This window comes from Pseudoalteromonas sp. 0802 (assembly GCF_013350085.1).
Classification (GTDB): domain Bacteria; phylum Pseudomonadota; class Gammaproteobacteria; order Enterobacterales; family Alteromonadaceae; genus Pseudoalteromonas.
In genome coordinates this window covers 43,647-63,329 of record NZ_JABVXE010000018.1, presented here as the reverse complement: position 1 = coordinate 63,329, position 19,683 = coordinate 43,647, and the positions used below count along the sequence as shown (strand labels likewise).

Here is a 19,683-nt window from a genome sequence, read left to right as displayed (position 1 = left end):
GCCGGTTAAATGGTCAACAAAATTGATCCACCCGAGAAAACCAATTACCGTTAATGTGTGCTATTAGTTACGCTTACCTTTGTTAATTGTTCTCATACTGTTTTTGTTACACCAAGTAAAACCAACTCGTTTAACTGGGCCATCAGCAACTTTGATCAGCCTGTATATTTGTAAGGTAATAGCGTTAGGGCAAATTGACTGTATTAGCTCTCGCTTTTGACCTTGATTGAGTTTGCTGCTGTTGATGAGCTCTTTTATTATCACTTTTTGTAAATTACATGCCTCCACCAGCTGTGAAGCTGATTGATAATGAATTGGCGCCAATTGGATAAAGCCAGGTAGTCTAAAAGGGTATTTAGGTGAGTGGTTATAATCTGGCGTAAACCGGGCAAAAGAACCTGTGGCCATACTTAATGCAGTAAAGCCGGTATGCTTTTCAGGGGTTACTAATTCCCAACCACTAGTATCGGACATGTCACCAGCTGAAGCTGGTAACTTATAGCATTCAGCATGAACCACCTCACATTCATGAAGGAATTGGTTAAGTGCTTCAGTCGCACTAACTAATTGGTTAAATGCAAACTCAACATCATTATACAAAGACATAGGTAATTCACTTAAGCGGTTACTTTCTATACCATCATACCATTTATTGTATATAAAGCACACACCTCAGCATCTGCGTTTTTGTCCTTTGTTTGTTTAATTTTTCTTTTATTTATTTTTATCTTCTTGAAAGGGCGCAACCCAATCGGGGCTATTCAATGGCACTAAGGGTGGGTGAGTATTGATTATAGATATTAGTATGATGGTATAGATTTAATGTTAAGGTAGCCGGAATTCAGAAACAAGGTATCCATATGAAAATAACATTGGGTATTTTATATCCTACAAAATGCTTGATAAACTGTTAGCATTTGCAATCTCATATCAAAAAATTATGCGAAAAAAAATTCCTGCTCCAGTTATTGCTGTTTTATCAGATAATCTGCATGAGATAGAGTCACACGTTGGATTAGATAACCTATTTACGTATGCTGACGCACCAGGAGAACCGCCTGTAGGGTCTAAACAAGTAAAAATACAAGCTTGGTTACGACGAATTAATAAGGAATCTGATTTTCCACTTAAAATTTTAGGGAAAATCATTGAAGAATACATGGAGTTATCTGATGAATTAGCTCAAGATAGCTATCAATGGGGAGTAAATATTACAGCGCAAAAGCAAGAGCTAAAGACTAAATTAATAAAAGTCTTTGAGCGTTGTAATTTAACATACATCAATGGGGGGACAGTTTCAGACGGTAATTCAGCTCCCAGCAAATCATTATTGGAGGTAATTAAAGGCCGTGATATCCCCTCAATAGAAGCTGAGTTTAACCGCGCATTAAATAATGTAAATTCAGCCCCACGAGACGCTGTTTCCGCTGCATGTAACATATTAGAGTCAATCTTTAAGGTATACATTGAAGATGAAAAATTACCGTTCCCCCAAAAGCAAGATCTCCAAGGTGTTTGGAAAGTAGTAAGAGATGATTTAGGTTTTGACACTAAACTAGTTCAAGATGATGATCTAAAGAGGATTATTTCTGGGATGTTGTCAATTGTGGGAGGCATTGGTGCATTTAGAACGCATGCTAGCTCAGCGCATGGGGAAGGACGCAAGGTTTATAATTTGAAACCACGCCACGCTAGGCTTGCTATTCACTCTGCGCATACTTTAGCATTATTTGTCCTCGAAACTTGGGATGAAAAAAAGTCAAAAAAGCCTAAGAGTGTTTAAGCTTTGAATTAGCCGTTTAATGCTTGCGTCCTCAATGGCCAAGATTTGAGCCGCTGGAGTAGAAAATGTATTTGGCATGGGAAGATCTATTTCTTACTTCGTTTTTAGGCCGATTTCGAATTGGGCGCGAAGCCCATAAATGAGTAAATCGAATTCTTAATGGCTACACTGAGGCAAGGGCAGCTTGATACTATTAAATTTGGGTAGGGTATTATTAGAAATCGTTAAAGAAAGAGTTTTATCTGAGCCAATAATTTTTATAAAGCCAGACTCTTTATCTAATGTTTTTAGGCCCGTAAAAAATACCTCAGCAAACCAAAGAGCTTTGTCTTTATCCAATGTAAATCTTTTAGCTACATCTCCTCCAGCACCTCCAGCGCCACTATAACCAATTTCTACAACGTAATATTCTTTCATGTTTAACCTCTTATTTTAAATTAATTACTTTTTTACTATTGAACCACAAAGTTGGCCATCACGCTCAGAGTAAGAAAATTTAAAATTTTGAAACTCAGTAGATACCACTTTTATATTCTCAAGTTCAGCTGAGTATGTGTCATTCAATAGTTTTTCCTCTCCACTTACAGTGTTAAAGGCCGCATAAGTAAGAAGATCCACTTTTATTTGCTTTTTGATTGCAGCTCTATCATATGATAATGGATAACATGCAGTATTATCCCCAGGGATAATTGCTGCAGCTTCGCTAGATAAGCACGCTAAGATTATTGATATTAGTGCTGTACTATTTTTCATTGTAAGTCTTCCACATAGAGCATTTAAATCTAAGCTATCACACTCTTAAAATCGCGCTATTTTCCAGAATTAAACAATTTAACAGGGCCAAAAAGCACAGTTCCTTGCTTTGAGTTCAATAGAGGCAATATCAAAGTAATGATTAGGGGTGTGTAAAATTCGAGTGGCAAAGTCATGCCGTATCGAAAATATGAATTCAAGCTGCAACTTACAATAGATAATGAAATGCAAAGTGAAATGTAAAATAACCCGCGTACTGGGCTTTGTTTCTTTTTAATGAGTAACATCTGAACCTCCAATTAACATCACTCAATGATAAATTTCAATGGAACATATTAAGTTTGTTTTTAATTAAAATTTCGCTTTTTTTAGACCAAACATATTGTCTTAAGTGGTATTGTAAAAAAACATAAGGATTTCATATGATTAATATCTTGCCCCCGGATATATTGAGAGCTTGTATGCTTGCTGAGAACACAAGTAGACATAATCTAAAGGTGGAAATGGAAGTGCTTACTCCGTCGTCCTTTAGATCTGTTAGGCGTATCTTTATTTACTTCATATTAGATGGGGAGAAGATTGGCACAAGCCTTGCTTTTTATAACTTGAATGAAGCTGATGACTTTTTAACGTCACTTCATGAACAATTTAAACAAATAAATGCACCGCTCAGGGTAGAAATTCCTTTGTGCGGCTAACGCAAGGAGTTCCATATGTATGCTATTTTCGCCACCTTTATGGCATTTTCTCAGCCTCAATCAACTGAAATTGAAGTGGTGAACATTAAAGAATTACCAGCTGTTAACCTTGAACGTGGCGCTGGAATTCTTCCGCCTAAGAAAAAAGATGAAAGATAACAAATAGTCACATAAAAGCAATAATAAAGCACTATTGCTGGTGTACTCTCAGTACATTATTATTACGCCCGATGTAGTAGTTAAAGATGGATGTTAATGTGGGAGTTTCACCTGTTGCCTTAATGGGCTTGTTATTCTGCTTCGTTTTTTGGGTTATTTCTTTAGCTGCATTCTTAAAGCGCGAATCGATCCGCTCCCTTGCAATAGCTCAGCGTGTCAGAAAATTGGTTCAAGAATCAATTCAATTGGAAGTTTACATGAAAGGCTTACCAGTTAATGATGAGCGAGCTGCGGTCTTTCAGAGAATTCAAGAAATTAAAGCTGAGCTTGCTGATATCGAGGGTTTCCCTCAGAAAAATAGCTTTATCCCTGCATATACACCAAATATAGAGTCTGAAAATGTAGTTAGTTTAACTAGTTACAAACGCAGAGCTTAATATGGATTACATTAAAGCATTTATAGTCTACTACAATGAATTATTTACTGTAGGGGCTAGTGATTTCTTTTTAAAGTACCTGATGAGTTTTTCAGGTTTACTGTTCTTGGTTTTTTGCATAACTATCATTAAAGCCTACTTCAAAAAAACATCATTCTCACACTTGTGTTTAGTAGCATTCGTTACATTGTCCTATTTATCAACCGACTACTTAATGACTATTGAATACTTAAGTGAAACTGGTGGTTTTATTGATGGTATAATCAATATGTACTTGATGTTCTCGCTTTTTGATAGCATCACAGCGCTTCTCATTGCTTTATTGTTCCCATTTATACGAAAAGGGAAAAGGTACTCAGACGCTTCCATAACTACAATGTATGTCTTACTGGTAAATTCTGTCTTGCACCTAATTCTAATGTCTAATTATATTACTCAAAATTCCCTTAACCCATATTTAGGCTTTTTTTATTCCATTACTGTAAATATAAACGACTTGATATTACTTAGTGCATTTCTGGCCCCAACATTTATCACTAAAGTAAAAAGCCTTTTCTCGGAAGAATTGTTTTTACGCCAGTCGGATTAAAAATGGCCAGAGTCTTTCTGGCCATTTTCTTGCTAATTTGATTTATCTTAGGCTGATTTGGACGGTTTTGCTTTAATCGTTAAAGCATCTTCTAATGAAGTTTTAATCTTTTTAGTAATTGTTGGAACAAAAGTAGGGTCAATAATTCCGTAATCAGCACTTTCTTCTAACGAACTTGCAACTACTTTATTTACAGTTTCAAGAAGTTCTTCAGGTCTAACATCTTCTAAATTTGTGTTTTCATTTATGTTCAGAAGAAGGTAGTCTAGACTTACATTTCTTCTAATCGCTGTAGTTAAAATAAAATCCCATGGCATAGAAGGGCGGCTAAACCACATTTTCATAGTGCTCGCATTATGTCCTAAAGCTCTTCGTCCACTTTCATCTTCAATTTCATATAATTCATCAACCCCCCACACTTGCTTGCAGCGCTCTAAAACTTGTGAGACGTATTTTTTCTTTGAGTCATCATCTAGATTTTTAAAATATGTATCAGCCATGTTTAGTTGTTCTTGTAAGTTCACTACTCTATATTCTAACAAAAAAAGATAAATTTAAAATGAACAAAAATTTATGTTGATTTCAGTCACTTTTTGTAAATCGATAAAACCTTAAAAATCAATGTTTTTTGATATAAACGGCAGTAGAAACAAAATTTTAGATCTCAAAACAAATTATTCAACACATCCTCAAATGCCTTTGAATCTTCATCTACAATATACATTGCAGTTGTAACTTCTTTAGAATGACCAAGCAGTTTACTAATTCTGCTTATCTTTACGCCTTTTTCATCCAGCCAGGTCGCGTATGATCGTCTTAGAGAATGGGGAGCAACTGTGTTATATATTTTACAAAGCTCATAAATAGCGCTGCCAGATAAAGGCTTACTATTTTCAACATCAATATTTCCACTATGTGATACTTTGACAAATAACGGGCCAGGCATTATGCCTCGAACATTCAACCAGTCTTCCAAAGCAAGTTTTGTAATAGGGTGGATCGCAACATATCTTTCCTTATTACCTTTACCAATAATCTTCAAATACTGAGTGTTTATTGTGACTCTATCTTCGCTACTAAGCTCTAAGACTAATGATGAAATCTCTATTGTGGCCAACTCACTTCTTCTTAACCCGGTACCAATTAAAATATGAAAAAGCGCCAAATCTCTAAGCATTTTATTTCTATTAGTTGGGTTTGAGCTTGCTATTCTCTCCAAAAGCACTTGGAAACTAGAACGAGAAATTACCTGATGTTTTTTAATTCTAGAGCCGGTTTCTCCTTTCACTTTTAGAATACCATCTAGCTGCAATCTAGAAATCTGTCCTAACAAATAGGCATGCTCACATACACCCTTTACAACGGAAACATATAATGAAATCGTTTTTGGAGATAGCTCCTTGGCTTTTAGGTTATGGATAAGGCTATTCAAATCAGTTGAAGTAATTTCTGCCCAATTAATTTCATAAAAATCTGGGTAGCCGGTATGTTTTGCAATTGCTTGCAAACATCGAGTGACGGTCTCTTTGGATGTATCCGCCGCCAAAGAGTTAACATAATTGAATATCGGACATTTAGGGTTTACATAAATCTCATTTAATTTTTGTTTAATCTTGGTAGCCGGTAATTGAGGCTGTTTTAAATCGATAATCTTTTCCAATCTGCTGTTCATAATTTAAATTCATACGAAACCATAAGCACTGTACATTTATACATCCAAAATAAACTTGTGTAAATGCCCATTTATGCAATTAAAATATTATGTTAAATTAACTATAAAATAGAATCTTGGGAAATTAGACTCTATTAATTAAAAAGATTTTTCTAGGTAGAAGGGGATGTTTTACTTCCGAAATTTAGCAAGTAAAAGATAAAATTAAACACTGCATTTTACTTTTTAGCTTCATCTAATGGTTTGACGGCAAAATGGCGCGGGCAATCCCTATATTGATTTCCGCCACAATGCTCTTTGCCACTACAACGAAATACACTCACCTCAAAATTTATTACCGTGGCTGCGTTAGAACACAAAGGGTTGCTGCACTTGATACTTTGTACTCCTTGGCTATCGCTATTTCTAATTACAGTGTCCAATTTCTCAATGTGATTCATCTCAGTAATTTTAAATTCCATGAACTTCCTTTTATATGTCAGTTGATATCAGCTTACTCTGTAACCTTAATTTATACGTTGATCATACGCAACTTTATAAATGCCACTCCAATCATTTGGTAAGTTGCAAGAGTCGTCAATACGATTTGAAATTCCCTTATGTTGTTATCTGAAATACTTAGCCCAAGATTTAGATTGGCGTAAATTAATGCAAAAGGTATCGAAAATATTAAAATACCAGGCATTGAATTCTTAATATCTTGCCATGACGGAAGCATGCATTGAGCTATAGCTAAAACCACCAACCAGCGTAGAAAATACGAAACATAAGGGTTTGGTTGAGTTGGTTCTGGGCCTATAAAATAAATTGCAATTGCGCCTAAGTGGGGTTCTAGGGATTTTCCCCTCTAAAGTAACATAAATCGCCATACTCACCATATTTAAAGGCATACAAAGGTGGGTTACTTCTCCAAAGTATGGCAAATTATGAGGTTAACAACCCCTTAAACTTAATTTAATTCCTATGGCTATAAAAAACGAACTATCAATTCTTACCAAAGCTGAGCAGCTTGATCTATATTCTCCGCCGCTATTATCACTTGAACAACAACGATTGTATTTTACGCCAAACGAGATCGAGTTAACAGAGTTGAAAAGTATTCGCCTAAGGAACCACCGATGCTATTTCATTGCGTTATTAGGGTATTTTAAGTCTAAGCCTGTGATTCTTTCACCTAGCTTTAACCTCATCTTTGACGATATGCAGTTTATTTCAACGCAAGTTCAAGGAGGCAAAGGGATCAGGCCTTTCAGCATTAATAAGATGCAGCGTGACCGTATATATCAAAGAATACTGAGGTTATTAAACTATCAGAAATGGGACGAAAGTCTGCACTTTGCGCCGCTGTACGAACATCTTGTTATGGTCGGCAAAGCTTGGCTTGAGCCTCGTTATCTATTCGATGCAGCCGCTGAATATCTAGCAACGCATAGAATTGCCATCCCTAAATATACTGTCTTACAAAAGCTTATCAGTCGTGTTATCCAACAGGTCAAGAAGGCGTTAAATAATAAGCTTCGTATTCATGTTTCATCTGAACTACACGGATTTCTAAATACTATTATCGATGACAAAGATGGGCTCTCCTTAAGCCAGCTTCGAGCCGGTGCAAAAAGCGTTATGGTGACAGAGCTAAAAAAAGAACTGACGGTGTATCATCAGTTACAGCCTTATACAAGACAGATTGTTAACACCAAGCGGCTTTGTCGTATCTTAATTACCAAGCGATTCTGTCGTAATCGCTAATTACCAAGGAAATTTGTCGGTCACTTTTTTACGTGTCTGTTAGTGTTTTGTTTTTGGAATACTAGAAGGCATGTTGAGGATGATTGTGATGGATTCTAAAGCTCAACTCACCGTTGATATCATAGCTAAAGTGGTTGAAGGCAGGATAACAATTGCCAATGCTGCTAAGTTACTCAGTAAGTCTCGACGCACTATTGAACGCTACGTAAAGCAATATCAGCAAGTCGGTATTCAATTCGCTGTTCATGGTAACAGTGGCAAAGCCCCACCCAACAAAACGCCGGTATCAATAAAAAAAGCGGTTCAAAAATTGATTCAGGAAAAATATTACGATTTGAATCTCTTGCACTTGGCTGAACAATTAGCTACGAATGAGAACATTGTTATTAAGCGTGAAACCCTTCGCAGTTGGGCACATGATATTCATCACGTTAAACGAGCCAAACGAAGACGTAGCAATGTTCGAAAGCGCAGAGAGCGGATGGAAGCACCGGGTCTAATGATGCAAATGGATGGCAGTCCACATCGCTGGTTTGGGGATAAAAAGCACTGTTTAATTGCCATGATTGATGATGCGACCAGTGAAGTATATGCTGAGTTCTTCCCGTCAGAGACCACCGTTGGATGCCTGAAAGTCATGAGAGAATGTATCGAAACGAAAGGTGTGTTTAAAACGCTTTATGTGGACAGAGCCGGTATCTTCGGCGGCCCTAAACGCTGCAACTTCTCACAGATGCAGAGGGCTTGTGAGGAGCTGGGCATTGAAATCATCTTTGCCAATTCACCCCAAGGCAAAGGCCGTATTGAGCGAGCATTCGATACCTTCCAAGACCGTCTTGTTCCCGAGCTTAGGTTGAACAATATTAACGATATTGCCGCTGCCAATGCCTACCTTAAGCATGTCTTCATTCCGCAGTTCTGGCAGTCGAAAGTTCAAGTGAAATCAAAGCAAGTACCTGAATTTACGCCTCTGTCGAAACACATCAACCTTGATGATATCTGCGTCATTAAAGACCATCGTAAAATACGTAACGACCATACCTTCAGTTATGGCAACAAGTTCTACCTAATAGATTCACCGCTCAAGCACTCCATTGCCAATCAGAAAATCGAGATAAGGAACACGAGTAAAAAAGGGTTTACCGCTCACTTCGCTGGTCGCAAACTCAAGATCTCGGAAGTTAATGAACCAAGCAAACTGGCATCAGAAGACTTGGCAGTACAGAAGAAACTTGAAGTATTAGCGTTAATCGAAAAACTCGGAAGCGTCAGCGCTGCATCACGCCAAAGTGGCGTATCACGAGACACTATTCATCGGCACTTAAGACTGGTTAAGCAAGGTGGCCCTGAAGCATTAAAACGCCAAGAAACACCTAATCTACGGCACAAAAACTGTGTGGATAAGGCGATAGAAGACGCCGTTGTGCAATTCTCAATTGAACACCCTCACCTTGGTCAGCAGAAAGTCGCGATAAAGCTCAGTGAAGCCCTTGGTGTTGATATTAGCGCGGGCGGTGTGCGCAGCATGTGGCTAAGAAACAATATGAATACCACCGCATTGCGAGTCGAAAAATCTAATGCTCTGGCTGAATCGGCATAAAAGGTAGCCAGTTTAGCAACTGGCTGATATGCTATTTACGACAAAGTCGCTCGGTAATTAGACCGACATAATCCCTTGGTAATCACACTTATACAAGACAGATTGATAATGCTGTTAAGGGCTTAGCCTTATCGTCTAAAAACCAACAACACTTCGGTGAGATGGTGGATTATTATGGCAGTAAACTAAAACGCTTTAAGCGTCCACAGCAACACCTATGGTTGCTGTGTTTTCTGACTCAACGCATACGGCAAAGCCTAGAGCGATTGGCTGATGGGTTTATTCATCATATCCGTAAACAACAAGAAGCTGCGCATGCGTTTGCCCAACAGGCAGTGTTTGACTCATGGAGGTCAGCTGCAGACAATGTCACCAAAGCCGCAGAATTACTGCATCTGTTTGTTGATGACAGTATCGACGATAATCAACCATTTGCAACGGTTAGGCAACAAGCATTAAGTGTAATGAATAACCAAGATATAGAAACGCTATGCCTGTACTTAAAAAAGCAAAAACGCACGGTAGAAGAATATCAATGGCAATATTATGATGATCAAAACGGGTTAATTGAGCAGTTATTAAGGCCCGTGTTTCTATGTCTTGAATGCCAAGCAGGTAAAGGCTCAGAAGCATTAGTGACCCAGCTCAAAACCACAAAAACAGAACTATTAGCAGGTAATACATTGCAAACAATGGATAGTACACTTATCCAACAAAAACATCGTCCATGGTTAATTAACAAGGATGTTGTTCATCCACAGCGATACGAATGGTTGCTTTACCGTCAACTGGCTTCTCGGCTTAATGGTCGAATTTACTTATCAAACGTCACTAAATATCGTGCGCTAGAAGACGACTTAATTGCATCGTCAATACAGCCTGATCTATTGGCATCATCAACATTGGAAAAGCTAAAGCAGCCGATTCAGAAGCTACTGCAAGTAAAACAAATACGCTTAACAACATCCCTAGAAGATGTTGCTCGTCACATTGATAATGGTGATAACCGCAATGTGATCATGAAGAGCCGAAGTGGCACACGATGGCGACTGCCAGTTAAAGGCTCCCAATCACTTGTCAACAACCCTTTCTTTAAACAAATGATCCCCGTCAGTATTGCTGATGTGTTGCGTTATGTTGAACAAGAAACCAACTTTATGCAATGCTTCGCACACGTGCTGCCAATACAAAAACAAGTAGGCGCCAATCAGGATGATTTATTGGCTATTCTAATTGCGAATGCGACACATCGCGGCGTATATGGGATGGCACAAATATCTGATCGCAGTTATGAGCATCTAAGCACTATACAAGCTAATTATATTAGGCCTGAAACCTTGCAAGAGGCTAGTGATATCATCAATAACGCAGTAGCGGCACTCCCTATTTTCCGCCACTATCACATCCAAGAAGACGTCCTGCACGCCACTACCGATGGGCAAAAATTTGAAACTCACCTTGAGACTTTTGAAACTCGCTACTCCTCGAAATACTTCGGCACCAACAAAGGTATTACGGCCATGACGTTAGTTGCCAATCATAGTGCGTTAAATGCCCGTATCATAGGATCTAATGAGCATGAGTCCCATTATATTTACGACTTACTACAATCTAATACTAGTGATCTTAAGCCAGATGTCCTCTCAACCGACACCCATGGTGTTAATCATGTTAATTATGCCTTATTGGATTTATGCGGTTATAGTTTTGCGCCTAGGTATGCTCAGTTCACCAGTGTGATCAATGACCTATTTAACGTAACTGAAAGCGACGACGGAAACACGCATCTGGCGCTGAAAAAGCCGATAAAAATGAATGTGATTGAAGAAGGCTGGCAGGATATTCAGCGTATTGTGTTATCCCTTCAAGAAAAACGCACAACACAGGCATTGCTAGTACGCAAATTATCTGGTTATCCATCTAGACACCCTATATTACAAGCATTAACGGAATATAATAGGCTCATCAAAGCCCAATATTTACTTGATTATATTGATGATGCAAGTCTGCGCCAATATGTTCAACGAGCACTGAACCGAGGCGAAGCCTGGCATTTCCTCAGGCGAGCTATTGCATCGGTCAATCGTGACCAGTTCCGTGGAAAAAACGAATCAGAAATAGTCGTCTGGAACGAGTGTGCCCGTTTGACGGCAAATGCTATTATCTACTTTAACTCGATGATCCTAAGTCATCTATTACTGCACTTTGAAGAAGTTGGTGACGAGGAAAAAGCAGCAATAACTCGACAAGTATCACCCGTTGCATGGCAGAACATTAATCTGAGCGGCACTTATCAGTTCGCTAGTAACCGCAAACTACCTGATTTACAGGAAATAACTAGGCCTATTGTTGAAAATGAAGTCTAAAATGAAAGGTAACCCAGCTCCACAAGCCATTAACTGCGAGGGTTGTGGCGATTTATGTTACTTTAGAGGGGAAAATCCCTAGAACCCCTAAGTACAAAGGCGCCATGCCAATGAGTAAATCAATAATTTTAGAACCAATTGAAGAGCCGTTCTTATAAATAACATATGCAGGTGGGGACATATTAAAATTTGGTATGAACTTACAGTGTACAATTTTCCTTAGGGTTAATCGGGCTATAAAATAATGAGCAGCTTCATGCAGAGGTATCCCAATCAAAAACAATATTTTTGAAAATTTGGTGTTGCTTTGCTTTATGTATTCTCGCAATAAAATATTGAGAATAAGGAGAGTTATTAGTAAGAGCATATTAACTTTCGAATCGGGAGATTAGTCCGATACTAACCAGTATCGGACTTAAGTGGTTGATTTGTAAGGGTTACTTAAAACTAGCAACTTTACTTGATAAGAAAATAAAGGCAACAATAAATTCACCAGCCACTACAGCGAACAGCCATTTTATATTTTCTGTATCAAATTTCATGAAGTCCAAAATAAATATAATTACTCCAATTAAAAACCAAATTAAGAACTGAGTTTTCATAATTCCCTCTCTAATTCATGAGCATCTTTGGCTTGAGCGATCATTTCAAGAGCGTCATTAATTTCGGTTAAAGTTTCTTTATCTATTAACGTTATTCGATCTAAATCTATTTTTTCCGGGTTGGATATCCAAGAGACATCATACTTAGCAAGCAATAATGATTGAGCAGACTTTAAGTTTTTCTCTGCTTCAGCAAAGCCTTTTGACAAATTTAGTTCCATATTAAATCCTTAGCTGAGCATGTTTCTTAAACACATCACCTGTTTTGGGGTTTATAAATAGGCCGTTCATTTCAGCTAAAGATTCTAAAGTGAAATCAGGATTGTTTTTTAGAATTGTGTTTCTTACATCTTCATTTTTTAAAAATACATCTGCAGGAATTGTGAATTGGTTTAAATTCATGGGCTCTACGATTGGTGTTTTTCCTAATTCAGAAATGATATCCATTGCAGACTTCAGCTCCGAGAAAATAGCAAAACCAATATCATTCATTTCTTGTTTAGTGGTCCCAACCCCATTTTTAATTAGCTCTGGATAAGGCATTAAAAATACATTTAAAGCCTTTTGAATTTGATTTTTAATATCTTTCAATGACATATGTAAAATACCAAGGTCGAATAACTACTTATAATTTACAGCTTGTTTCTAATTAAAAGGCGGGAAAAAAGAGTAAATTTTAAATTTAATCTATTTTTTAAAATGTTTCTGGTTGAAGTGTTTTAAAACCAAGTCCAATTTTTAAAATTGGACTTGGCGAAAGGCGTTATGGTGCAACTGATTCGGTTTTGGTGCACTCCTCCCCTTCTAGGTTCCAACCTGTAGGGCAAGTATTGGTACTTGGAACTTCTTCAGTTTTACTACACTGATCCCCTGATAAAATATAATCTGTTGGGCAAGAGTAAGTTACAGCGGTAGATGTGGAGCTAACGCAGCTAGTGCCACTTAGTGAGCCACCAGCCGGACATGAATAAACTAAACTCGCATTCTCTCTCTTATTACATTTCGACCCTGACAAACTATATTGTGACGGGCAAGAGTAAGTCACAGCTGTAGATGTGGAGCTAACGCAGCTAGTGCCACTTAGTGAGCCACCAGCCGGACATGAGTAAACTAAACTCGCATTCTCTCTCTTATTACATTTCGACCCTGATAAACTGTATTGTGATGGACAAGAATAAGTCACAGCAGTAGATGTTGAGCTAACGCAGCTAGTGCCATTTAGTGAGCCACCAGCCGGACATGAATAAACCAAACTCGCACTCTCTCTCTTATTACATTTCGACCCTGACAAACTATATTGTGACGGACAAGAGTAAGTAATGCTCGTAGTTTGTATTTTTTCGCAGCTAGCACCGCCATTAGTATATCCACTTGGACAATATTTATCAGCTGCATAAGATGTATTTGACATACATCGCCATGCACCAGAACCTATGTCAACGGTTCCTGCTGGACATATAAATGATGCAGGAACTGTTTGCCCATTCTTTTTTTGACAAGTTGGATTGGCTGAAGGAATTAAGGTTTCACCAGAACCGCATACATACTTGCCCCCCTCATATTTGGTTAACGCACATTGTGAACCTGAGTTATTCGTGAGTGTACAATTCGTTGAATTTGGATCGTATGAACTTCCATTTGGGCAATAGAAAGTTGGGCCAGCCTCTTCATAACTAGGCTTGCATGACATGTAGATAAAATCCGTTTGCTCCACTTTCCTACACTGACTACCTGATACATTATATCCAGAAGGGCAGTTTTTGGATGCATCAATTTGTACATCTTTATAACAACTATTACCAGAACGAGTATATCCTGCAGGGCATGATGAACTTGCAGGCGAGCTCGATGAACCTAGACATAAACCATTTGAGTATGTGGTACCCGTTGGGCAATTCTTAGTAGCGTCAATTTGAGTATCTTTATAACAACTATTACCAGAACGCGTATATCCAGCAGGGCATGATGAACTTGCAGGCGAGCTCGATGAACCTAGACATAAACCATTTGAGTATGTGGTACCAACTGGGCAATTTTTAGTTGCATCAATTTGAGTGTCTTTATAACAACTACTTCCTGAGCGCGTATATCCAGCGGGGCAAGATGAACTTGCAGGCGAGCTCGATGAACCCATACATACACCATTTGAATACGTTGTACCTGCAGGGCAGTTCTTAGTGGCGTCTACTGTATATGTTTTAGAACAATCACCAGTATTTGTACTATATGCATAACCTGAAGGACACACTTTAATTGCTGGTTCAGTTGAAGTTTTATAACACATTTCCCCTGATAAAGTGTAGCCTTCAGGACATGTTGCCCCTTTGACACTGAGAGTGATGGTATAATTTGATGTTCCTGATGATCCAACTTCCCCTGGGTAAATTGGAATATCTAGACCGCCAGCTGAGTTAACAGCCTTGTCAAATTGAACAGTTTGCCCTTTTGTTACAGTAATTCCATTTACAACAACAGAGCTTGGTGCGTCACTATGTAACTTAAATGTGATCTGCTGTTCACCAAAAGCCTTATTTCCGTCCAAGGTGTACAATGTTGGTACCTTTATTATTGTAAACGGCTCATCCGTTTTACTACTTAGTAAGCTTTTAGAAGACAAGGTGTTTACAGGATCAACATTTACTGTGGTTTCAGCTTTAGTGCTGAAAGATATATATACCAAGGCTAGTAGTAATAGTTTACGAAATAGCATTTTAGAACCCAAAGTAAGTTGTTATTCTAAATAGAATTCCTTTTTTGAATTTGGTCCAAATTTGAAAATCTATTAAGTTGAGCTTATTAATTTACTTGAAATGGATTTTAGAAATGCCTGAAAAAAATCTATTTTTGACAGATAATTTAGGGAAAATAGAGTGAGTTTTTACAACTGAAGATTTGGTATTCCGATTCTAGAGCCTAAATAGTGGTTGTGCGACCGATTCTGCAAATGCTGATTTTTGGCAGAAAAAATCGACGTAGGAAAATAAAGTGTCATACTGAAACGAAAACAAGCTCCGAAATGGAGCCTATTTTGAGTAATAAAGTTACATACTGCATTCCAAAATAGTCAGAATGAGGGCAGCATTAAACTGATCTTGATTTGATTAGCTATTTCGAAAAAAGGCTTTCCCATTGTGCAATGGTTTCAAGTGGCCTCTTGATAGGAGAAAGTTCTGCTTGCGACAACGGGAAAAGTTCACGCCAGGAAAGCGCATGGACTTTTACACCGGCATTCTCAATCAGGCTACTCACTTCGATAACACTTTTTAAGCTCATATCATCGAACTGCATAGCAGCAAAATACCAACAGGATGTTGGCAGCAATTCACGAATATGGGTATACAGTGAGATAACTACCGATTCCTGCTTATCATTGACCAGGCTAATACCGTGACTATCAAACAATAACACCCTACCGCTGGTCAGCGTAAAACAAAAACCCATCACTGGGGATTTCAGCGCACCTTTTCGGTGAAAAAAACTCACCAGTTTAGTTGGGCTATCTCCAAGTAAAGCAAACTCACGAACAATATTGATGATCCTGTCTTTAGCGCCATGTGTCGTTCTTGGTAAAGCAAGTCGAAGTATCTCTGATTTATCAATTAGTGTAGGCTCTTTGTCATTAGAACGACTAGCAATTCCTAGCAAGGTATTGTAATTAGGACAATCAAACAGCTCAGCAAGTATGGTTTCAGCCTTTTCGTTTGATTTTCCGAGTCGGACACCGTATTTATCACAAATACTTTTAAGGCGATCACGATAACGATGCACATCCCGTTTAGAGGGTAATGTTAAGGTGTACATACTTCCCTCCTTAAAGTGCGTGATGGTCTGCTAATTTAAACCGAAGCTTTTGGTAAGAGTTTTGTTCAACATAAAGCAACTCAGTATATTTGTTATGCTTCTTTTCTAACCGTTCAACTTCTTCTGCCATGACTTTTCTGTCATATTCAAATAGCGAGTTTGCATAAATGTCGGGAGCATAACACTTTAAAATAACGAATCGCGTATTATCATCGGTGACGTTTTTAAGATCGCTAATGATTTCTTGCGCTTCCCCTAATATTTGAAAGCCAAGGAAGGTGTGCATCGAGCAGTTTATTAGTTTCTGCACTTGTTCGGTGGTGATCCCGATTACTTCACTACTCACCATATGAGGAAGTTCGTCAGCGAGTAAAATGGCACCATTAAGCATTACATCATCTAGTACAAATCCTTTGGTAAGTGATTGAAGAGGTATAGCAGTAAATAAACTGGGGTACTTCGATATTAAAGAATTGGTTGCTGCCCCACATTGATAGCCCTGAGAAACATCAGCCCCCAAGTACAGAACCGGAAAACCTTTTTGCAGCCATTGCGCGGCAAACTCAAGTAGCAACATTGTTTTACCACTACCAGATTGGCCTACGACGATATTAAGGGATTTATTTTCAGGAAAGTCTAACGTGACTTTATTAAGAAAGCTTTGTTTTAGCGTAGCCGACAAAGCGCTTTGTGTTTTTAACTGGTTCATGAGTGTAGGCCAGTCGGCTCTGCCATGCTTTAACGCAACCTCATTTTGAGCATGAGAAAGGTGAATTTCAGATTTATTGGCTAATCGTTTAGCGTCTTTTTTGGCTTGAGCGACAGCTACGCCAGTAGGAAGTCTATTAACAGACATACATATTCTCCAAACATGTTTATGACCACGCCTATTACCACAAACATGCGATGCATGAATGTTAGTTTAATTTCTATTACGTTTTATTCTTTTCACTTTGTCCTCAAACGGACTTCGCCAAAGTAGGCGTGATTACACGCGCAAGTGGAGCGCATATAAAAGCATATCAGGTTTGATCGGAATAACAATCAGGAATATTGGAAAACTGGACTAGCCTGCTAATTTCCAATGCCAAAAGCGAGTATTGGAATCGTGGAAACCGCTAGGTTCGGTATGAATCTTTATTACTCGCCCACACCAAGACGAGGCGTATCAGATGATATTGGTAAGGCAAGAGATACACATTTCAGTTAAAGGCACATACTAATCAAGTGCAGCTTATGAATAAGGGTATGAATACACTGCCTTTAAAATATAAACTGGTAGCGTAAGGATGAAATGTCATGCTACCAGCTTGTTTTCTATTTGCTTAATAATTCCTTTTTTCTTTTAAACTCTGTTAGGTATTTTTCCATATTGGCTTTTTCATCGGAGGAAAATACACCTGATTTTAAAAGTAGTGAAATTTGATTGATTTGCTTCTCACTGGCATCCACCATCACCTTTAGTTTTTTTAAGTTTGAAGAACAGTCCACTTCATCGCATTTGTCATCTTTGGCATTATTTAGAGTCTGTAGCTGTGAGTAAAAAGCTTCATAGTTAGGCTGCATAGCTTCATAAAACTTCTTGTAGGATTCAGAACTCATTTCTCCCAGGTTTAAATTAGTGTGTTCGAAAAGTTCAATATTCCCGTAGAACAAAGCAAGATCTCTCATTTCATTGTACTCACTAACACCCATATTCGATGCTTCTAGCATTTTGACTGAAATTTGCTCTGGACTAGAACCTATTGCGCGCTTCCATGCTCCAAGTTCAGGGTTAATAAATGCACCTCGATTCAAAAATTCATCGAGTTCCGCCACACTAAGCTCATGATTTGCAATTAAAGCAGTATAAAGAGGGGTATAGTGGTCAGATCTAGCAGTGTGAGAGCTACTATCTCGCATTGGCTGGTTAACCCCTATCATCCCACTATCTATTAAAGCTAATAAGACATCAACAGCTATATCCTTATCCTCTCTTAGTACTCGCATTAGCTTTTGCTGCATAGTCAAAGAGTTGTAAGCATCTATATTGACTTTGACAACTACATTTTCATCTTGTACTTCATTTAAGGAAAGTGAAGCGATTGTTTTAGCTGAATCAATACTGTCAGCGTGTGTAGAATGTTCCTTAATATTACCCGGAGAGATGCCTGAAAGAGTGCTTTTAGCAGGCTTGGATAAATAGCTTTTACTTGCGAATGCCAAGAGAATCACTAGTAATAACGAAATATAAAATACTGTTTTTTTCATATCTAGCATCGCGACGAATACACGTAAGAATAAGCTTCTACTGGGTTCATCTGTACCAAACTGCAAGCTTCATTGTGAAAAAACGAGCCTGCATAATTGTATTCAACTGCTCCTAGAATGGCCGATGCCCAGATACGAGAAATATTTTTAAAATCTCCAGCTACCCGAATGTACGATTCAAATAATTCAATATCAGTATACCAATCTAAAAGGGCTGGGGTGACAAGTTCACCTTGAGCAGCCAAATCACCTACAACTTTGTTAGGGTCAGCTTGAATTGGTGGGCATGAGCTTGCACTTGAGTCTTTAAAGCAATGAGCATAGTTCTCTGTTGAGTGGCTACTGAATGATAGAAAGGCAAGTGATAGGTAGAAACAAAAATAAAATAATGACTTGTACATGAAGGAATTCCTTTTTCTAATTAAATAGTAATGCAAATGATAATTACTTTGATTATTGTAATGTTACTGTCAGTTCGAGTCAATGAAATGTTTCTTACATGGGGAATTTTTGATGAACCCATCTGAGGGCCTAACTAAAACTGGTGATTGTTTTACCACAAAGATATTAAGTACAGGAGAAAAAGTCCATTTATGGGGGATTAAAAAAGCCAAGGAGAATGGTGAATACAAAGGTAGGCCAGAAAAAATTGCGTAACTTCTAGGTGACTAAAAACTCCGGCATGAAATAAGGCCGATGAATACAACTAATAACAGCTGAAATCTTTACTCAGTTTTTCCAGTTAAGAAATGAACCCAACCTTTCCATTCACTTTTGTAATGAAGGTTTGGATTTGATGGTATATTAGCAGGCCTACCACCCTCTTTACTCAACTCCCTAAATTGTGTCATCGTCTCAACACCCAATGTCCGAGCAATTCGACAAGCTTCATGAAACTCAACGAATCGTCCACAACCAGGTGAATTTTTAGGAGCTAAAACTTCTGACCATTTACAGCCATATACATTTGGTGGGCGCTTAGGCATAGACTCTGGAAATTCATCACCTTCACTGGCCTCAAGCCATTCTTTAATTGAAGATAACTTTTTCTCTCGAGCATAACTTGCTGCTTCTGTAATTGATACGTATTTATCTTGGGACATATGTTTAAAGTGTCTGACACATATCTTTTAATTCTACGATCAATTTTTAAAATTTTAAACATTATGAGTTTTTAAAATTCTAATATCATCTATCCCTCGTATTTCTTCTTTCTATCGAGCTTTT

The 19,683-nt window shown here is 38.1% G+C and carries 20 protein-coding genes and 2 pseudogenes; 8 read left to right on the top strand and 14 right to left on the bottom strand.

What is annotated here, in order from left to right; translation table 11 throughout:
* Window positions 1-63 precede the first annotated feature (63 nt).
* On the bottom strand, window positions 64-606 hold the full coding sequence (locus HUS61_RS18020) for a DNA replication terminus site-binding protein (RefSeq protein ID WP_175083362.1): 543 nt from the start codon (window positions 604-606) through the stop codon (window positions 64-66).
* 289 nt (window positions 607-895) lie between these two features.
* On the opposite strand from HUS61_RS18020, the gene HUS61_RS18015 reads away from it, so the two are divergent.
* The gene (locus HUS61_RS18015; protein ID WP_258536043.1) at window positions 896-1,783 is read left to right on the top strand and encodes an abortive infection family protein; all 888 of its coding nucleotides are present in this window, start codon (window positions 896-898) and stop codon (window positions 1,781-1,783) included.
* 156 nt (window positions 1,784-1,939) lie between these two features.
* On the opposite strand, the gene HUS61_RS18010 is transcribed toward HUS61_RS18015, so the two are convergent.
* Together HUS61_RS18010 and HUS61_RS18005 are read right to left on the bottom strand one after the other, a co-directional pair.
* Window positions 1,940-2,200 carry a hypothetical protein gene (locus tag HUS61_RS18010; RefSeq protein ID WP_175083361.1) on the bottom strand — a complete coding sequence of 87 codons (261 nt, stop codon included), beginning with the start codon at window positions 2,198-2,200 and terminating at the stop codon, window positions 1,940-1,942.
* 24 nt (window positions 2,201-2,224) lie between these two features.
* Window positions 2,225-2,536 (bottom strand): hypothetical protein, encoded by a 312-nt coding sequence (locus tag HUS61_RS18005; RefSeq protein ID WP_175083360.1) that lies wholly within the window; start codon window positions 2,534-2,536, stop codon window positions 2,225-2,227.
* Window positions 2,537-2,958: 422 nt separating this feature from the next.
* Between HUS61_RS18005 and HUS61_RS18000 the strand changes: the two genes are divergently transcribed.
* From HUS61_RS18000 to HUS61_RS17990, 3 genes are all read left to right on the top strand, one after another.
* Complete coding sequence (locus HUS61_RS18000; RefSeq protein WP_175083359.1) at window positions 2,959-3,234, top strand: hypothetical protein; 276 nt, start codon at window positions 2,959-2,961, stop codon at window positions 3,232-3,234.
* Window positions 3,235-3,249: 15 nt separating this feature from the next.
* Entirely contained in the window at window positions 3,250-3,393 is a 144-nt protein-coding gene (locus HUS61_RS17995; RefSeq protein WP_162898100.1) for a hypothetical protein, read from the top strand.
* 86 nt (window positions 3,394-3,479) lie between these two features.
* Complete coding sequence (locus HUS61_RS17990) at window positions 3,480-3,830, top strand: hypothetical protein (protein ID WP_175083358.1); 351 nt, start codon at window positions 3,480-3,482, stop codon at window positions 3,828-3,830.
* 636 nt (window positions 3,831-4,466) lie between these two features.
* Here HUS61_RS17990 and HUS61_RS17985 read toward each other — a convergent pair.
* From HUS61_RS17985 to HUS61_RS17975, 3 genes are all read right to left on the bottom strand, one after another.
* Window positions 4,467-4,919, bottom strand: a complete 453-nt coding sequence (locus HUS61_RS17985) for a hypothetical protein (RefSeq protein WP_175083357.1) — start codon at window positions 4,917-4,919, stop codon at window positions 4,467-4,469.
* Window positions 4,920-5,083: 164 nt separating this feature from the next.
* On the bottom strand, window positions 5,084-6,079 hold the full coding sequence (locus HUS61_RS17980; protein ID WP_175083356.1) for a site-specific integrase: 996 nt from the start codon (window positions 6,077-6,079) through the stop codon (window positions 5,084-5,086).
* 230 nt (window positions 6,080-6,309) lie between these two features.
* Complete coding sequence (locus tag HUS61_RS17975; RefSeq protein ID WP_175083355.1) at window positions 6,310-6,552, bottom strand: hypothetical protein; 243 nt, start codon at window positions 6,550-6,552, stop codon at window positions 6,310-6,312.
* Window positions 6,553-7,054: 502 nt separating this feature from the next.
* Here HUS61_RS17975 and HUS61_RS17970 point away from each other — a divergent pair.
* From HUS61_RS17970 to HUS61_RS17960, 3 genes and pseudogenes are all read left to right on the top strand, one after another.
* Window positions 7,055-7,783: pseudogene (locus tag HUS61_RS17970) on the top strand (DUF4158 domain-containing protein); the annotation flags it as partial.
* A gap of 133 nt (window positions 7,784-7,916) precedes the next feature.
* Window positions 7,917-9,437 (top strand): ISNCY family transposase, encoded by a 1,521-nt coding sequence (locus HUS61_RS17965; RefSeq protein ID WP_095730053.1) that lies wholly within the window; start codon window positions 7,917-7,919, stop codon window positions 9,435-9,437.
* A gap of 89 nt (window positions 9,438-9,526) precedes the next feature.
* Window positions 9,527-11,803 (top strand): annotated as a pseudogene (locus HUS61_RS17960) (Tn3-like element ISKox2 family transposase); the annotation flags it as partial.
* A 598-nt stretch (window positions 11,804-12,401) separates the two neighbouring features.
* Here the strand turns inward: HUS61_RS17960 and HUS61_RS17955 are convergent.
* The 7 genes from HUS61_RS17955 to HUS61_RS17925 all read right to left on the bottom strand — a co-directional run bounded on the left by HUS61_RS17955 (window position 12,402) and on the right by HUS61_RS17925 (window position 18,857).
* Window positions 12,402-12,626: a hypothetical protein gene (locus tag HUS61_RS17955; RefSeq protein WP_175083354.1), complete on the bottom strand. Its 225-nt coding sequence runs from the start codon at window positions 12,624-12,626 to the stop codon at window positions 12,402-12,404.
* 1 nt (window position 12,627) lies between these two features.
* Window positions 12,628-13,002 carry a hypothetical protein gene (locus HUS61_RS17950; protein ID WP_175083353.1) on the bottom strand — a complete coding sequence of 125 codons (375 nt, stop codon included), beginning with the start codon at window positions 13,000-13,002 and terminating at the stop codon, window positions 12,628-12,630.
* A gap of 166 nt (window positions 13,003-13,168) precedes the next feature.
* The gene (locus tag HUS61_RS17945; RefSeq protein ID WP_175083352.1) at window positions 13,169-15,115 is read right to left on the bottom strand and encodes a hypothetical protein; all 1,947 of its coding nucleotides are present in this window, start codon (window positions 15,113-15,115) and stop codon (window positions 13,169-13,171) included.
* A 395-nt stretch (window positions 15,116-15,510) separates the two neighbouring features.
* Entirely contained in the window at window positions 15,511-16,206 is a 696-nt protein-coding gene (locus tag HUS61_RS17940) for a hypothetical protein (protein ID WP_175083351.1), read from the bottom strand.
* Between the two features lie 10 nt (window positions 16,207-16,216).
* Window positions 16,217-17,062, bottom strand: a complete 846-nt coding sequence (locus HUS61_RS17935; RefSeq protein ID WP_175083350.1) for an ATP-binding protein — start codon at window positions 17,060-17,062, stop codon at window positions 16,217-16,219.
* 461 nt (window positions 17,063-17,523) lie between these two features.
* On the bottom strand, window positions 17,524-18,456 hold the full coding sequence (locus HUS61_RS17930) for a hypothetical protein (protein WP_175083349.1): 933 nt from the start codon (window positions 18,454-18,456) through the stop codon (window positions 17,524-17,526).
* Between the two features lie 2 nt (window positions 18,457-18,458).
* Entirely contained in the window at window positions 18,459-18,857 is a 399-nt protein-coding gene (locus HUS61_RS17925) for a hypothetical protein (RefSeq protein WP_175083348.1), read from the bottom strand.
* A gap of 112 nt (window positions 18,858-18,969) precedes the next feature.
* Here HUS61_RS17925 and HUS61_RS17920 point away from each other — a divergent pair, with 112 nt between their 5' ends.
* Window positions 18,970-19,113 (top strand): hypothetical protein, encoded by a 144-nt coding sequence (locus tag HUS61_RS17920; protein ID WP_175083347.1) that lies wholly within the window; start codon window positions 18,970-18,972, stop codon window positions 19,111-19,113.
* Between the two features lie 68 nt (window positions 19,114-19,181).
* On the opposite strand, the gene HUS61_RS17915 is transcribed toward HUS61_RS17920, so the two are convergent.
* Window positions 19,182-19,559: a hypothetical protein gene (locus tag HUS61_RS17915; protein WP_175083346.1), complete on the bottom strand. Its 378-nt coding sequence runs from the start codon at window positions 19,557-19,559 to the stop codon at window positions 19,182-19,184.
* Between the last annotated feature and the right edge of the window lie 124 nt (window positions 19,560-19,683).

Bases quoted from the DNA above. Each gene is read 5' to 3' on its own strand.
- HUS61_RS17950 (WP_175083353.1), bottom strand. From the start codon at position 13,002: ATGTCATTGAAAGATATTAAAAATCAAATTCAAAAGGCTTTAAATGTA.
- HUS61_RS18005 (WP_175083360.1), bottom strand. From the start codon at position 2,536: ATGAAAAATAGTACAGCACTAATATCAATAATCTTAGCGTGCTTATCT.
- HUS61_RS17940 (WP_175083351.1), bottom strand. From the start codon at position 16,206: ATGTACACCTTAACATTACCCTCTAAACGGGATGTGCATCGTTATCGT.
- HUS61_RS18000 (WP_175083359.1), top strand. From the start codon at position 2,959: ATGATTAATATCTTGCCCCCGGATATATTGAGAGCTTGTATGCTTGCT.
- HUS61_RS17945 (WP_175083352.1), bottom strand. From the start codon at position 15,115: ATGCTATTTCGTAAACTATTACTACTAGCCTTGGTATATATATCTTTC.
- HUS61_RS17955 (WP_175083354.1), bottom strand. From the start codon at position 12,626: ATGGAACTAAATTTGTCAAAAGGCTTTGCTGAAGCAGAGAAAAACTTA.
- HUS61_RS17990 (WP_175083358.1), top strand. From the start codon at position 3,480: ATGGATGTTAATGTGGGAGTTTCACCTGTTGCCTTAATGGGCTTGTTA.
- HUS61_RS17935 (WP_175083350.1), bottom strand. From the start codon at position 17,062: ATGTCTGTTAATAGACTTCCTACTGGCGTAGCTGTCGCTCAAGCCAAA.
- HUS61_RS17930 (WP_175083349.1), bottom strand. From the start codon at position 18,456: ATGAAAAAAACAGTATTTTATATTTCGTTATTACTAGTGATTCTCTTG.
- HUS61_RS18020 (WP_175083362.1), bottom strand. From the start codon at position 606: ATGTCTTTGTATAATGATGTTGAGTTTGCATTTAACCAATTAGTTAGT.
- HUS61_RS17920 (WP_175083347.1), top strand. From the start codon at position 18,970: ATGAACCCATCTGAGGGCCTAACTAAAACTGGTGATTGTTTTACCACA.
- HUS61_RS18010 (WP_175083361.1), bottom strand. From the start codon at position 2,200: ATGAAAGAATATTACGTTGTAGAAATTGGTTATAGTGGCGCTGGAGGT.
- HUS61_RS17975 (WP_175083355.1), bottom strand. From the start codon at position 6,552: ATGGAATTTAAAATTACTGAGATGAATCACATTGAGAAATTGGACACT.
- HUS61_RS17965 (WP_095730053.1), top strand. From the start codon at position 7,917: ATGATTGTGATGGATTCTAAAGCTCAACTCACCGTTGATATCATAGCT.
- HUS61_RS17995 (WP_162898100.1), top strand. From the start codon at position 3,250: ATGTATGCTATTTTCGCCACCTTTATGGCATTTTCTCAGCCTCAATCA.
- HUS61_RS17985 (WP_175083357.1), bottom strand. From the start codon at position 4,919: ATGGCTGATACATATTTTAAAAATCTAGATGATGACTCAAAGAAAAAA.
- HUS61_RS18015 (WP_258536043.1), top strand. From the start codon at position 896: ATGCTTGATAAACTGTTAGCATTTGCAATCTCATATCAAAAAATTATG.
- HUS61_RS17925 (WP_175083348.1), bottom strand. From the start codon at position 18,857: ATGTACAAGTCATTATTTTATTTTTGTTTCTACCTATCACTTGCCTTT.
- HUS61_RS17915 (WP_175083346.1), bottom strand. From the start codon at position 19,559: ATGTCCCAAGATAAATACGTATCAATTACAGAAGCAGCAAGTTATGCT.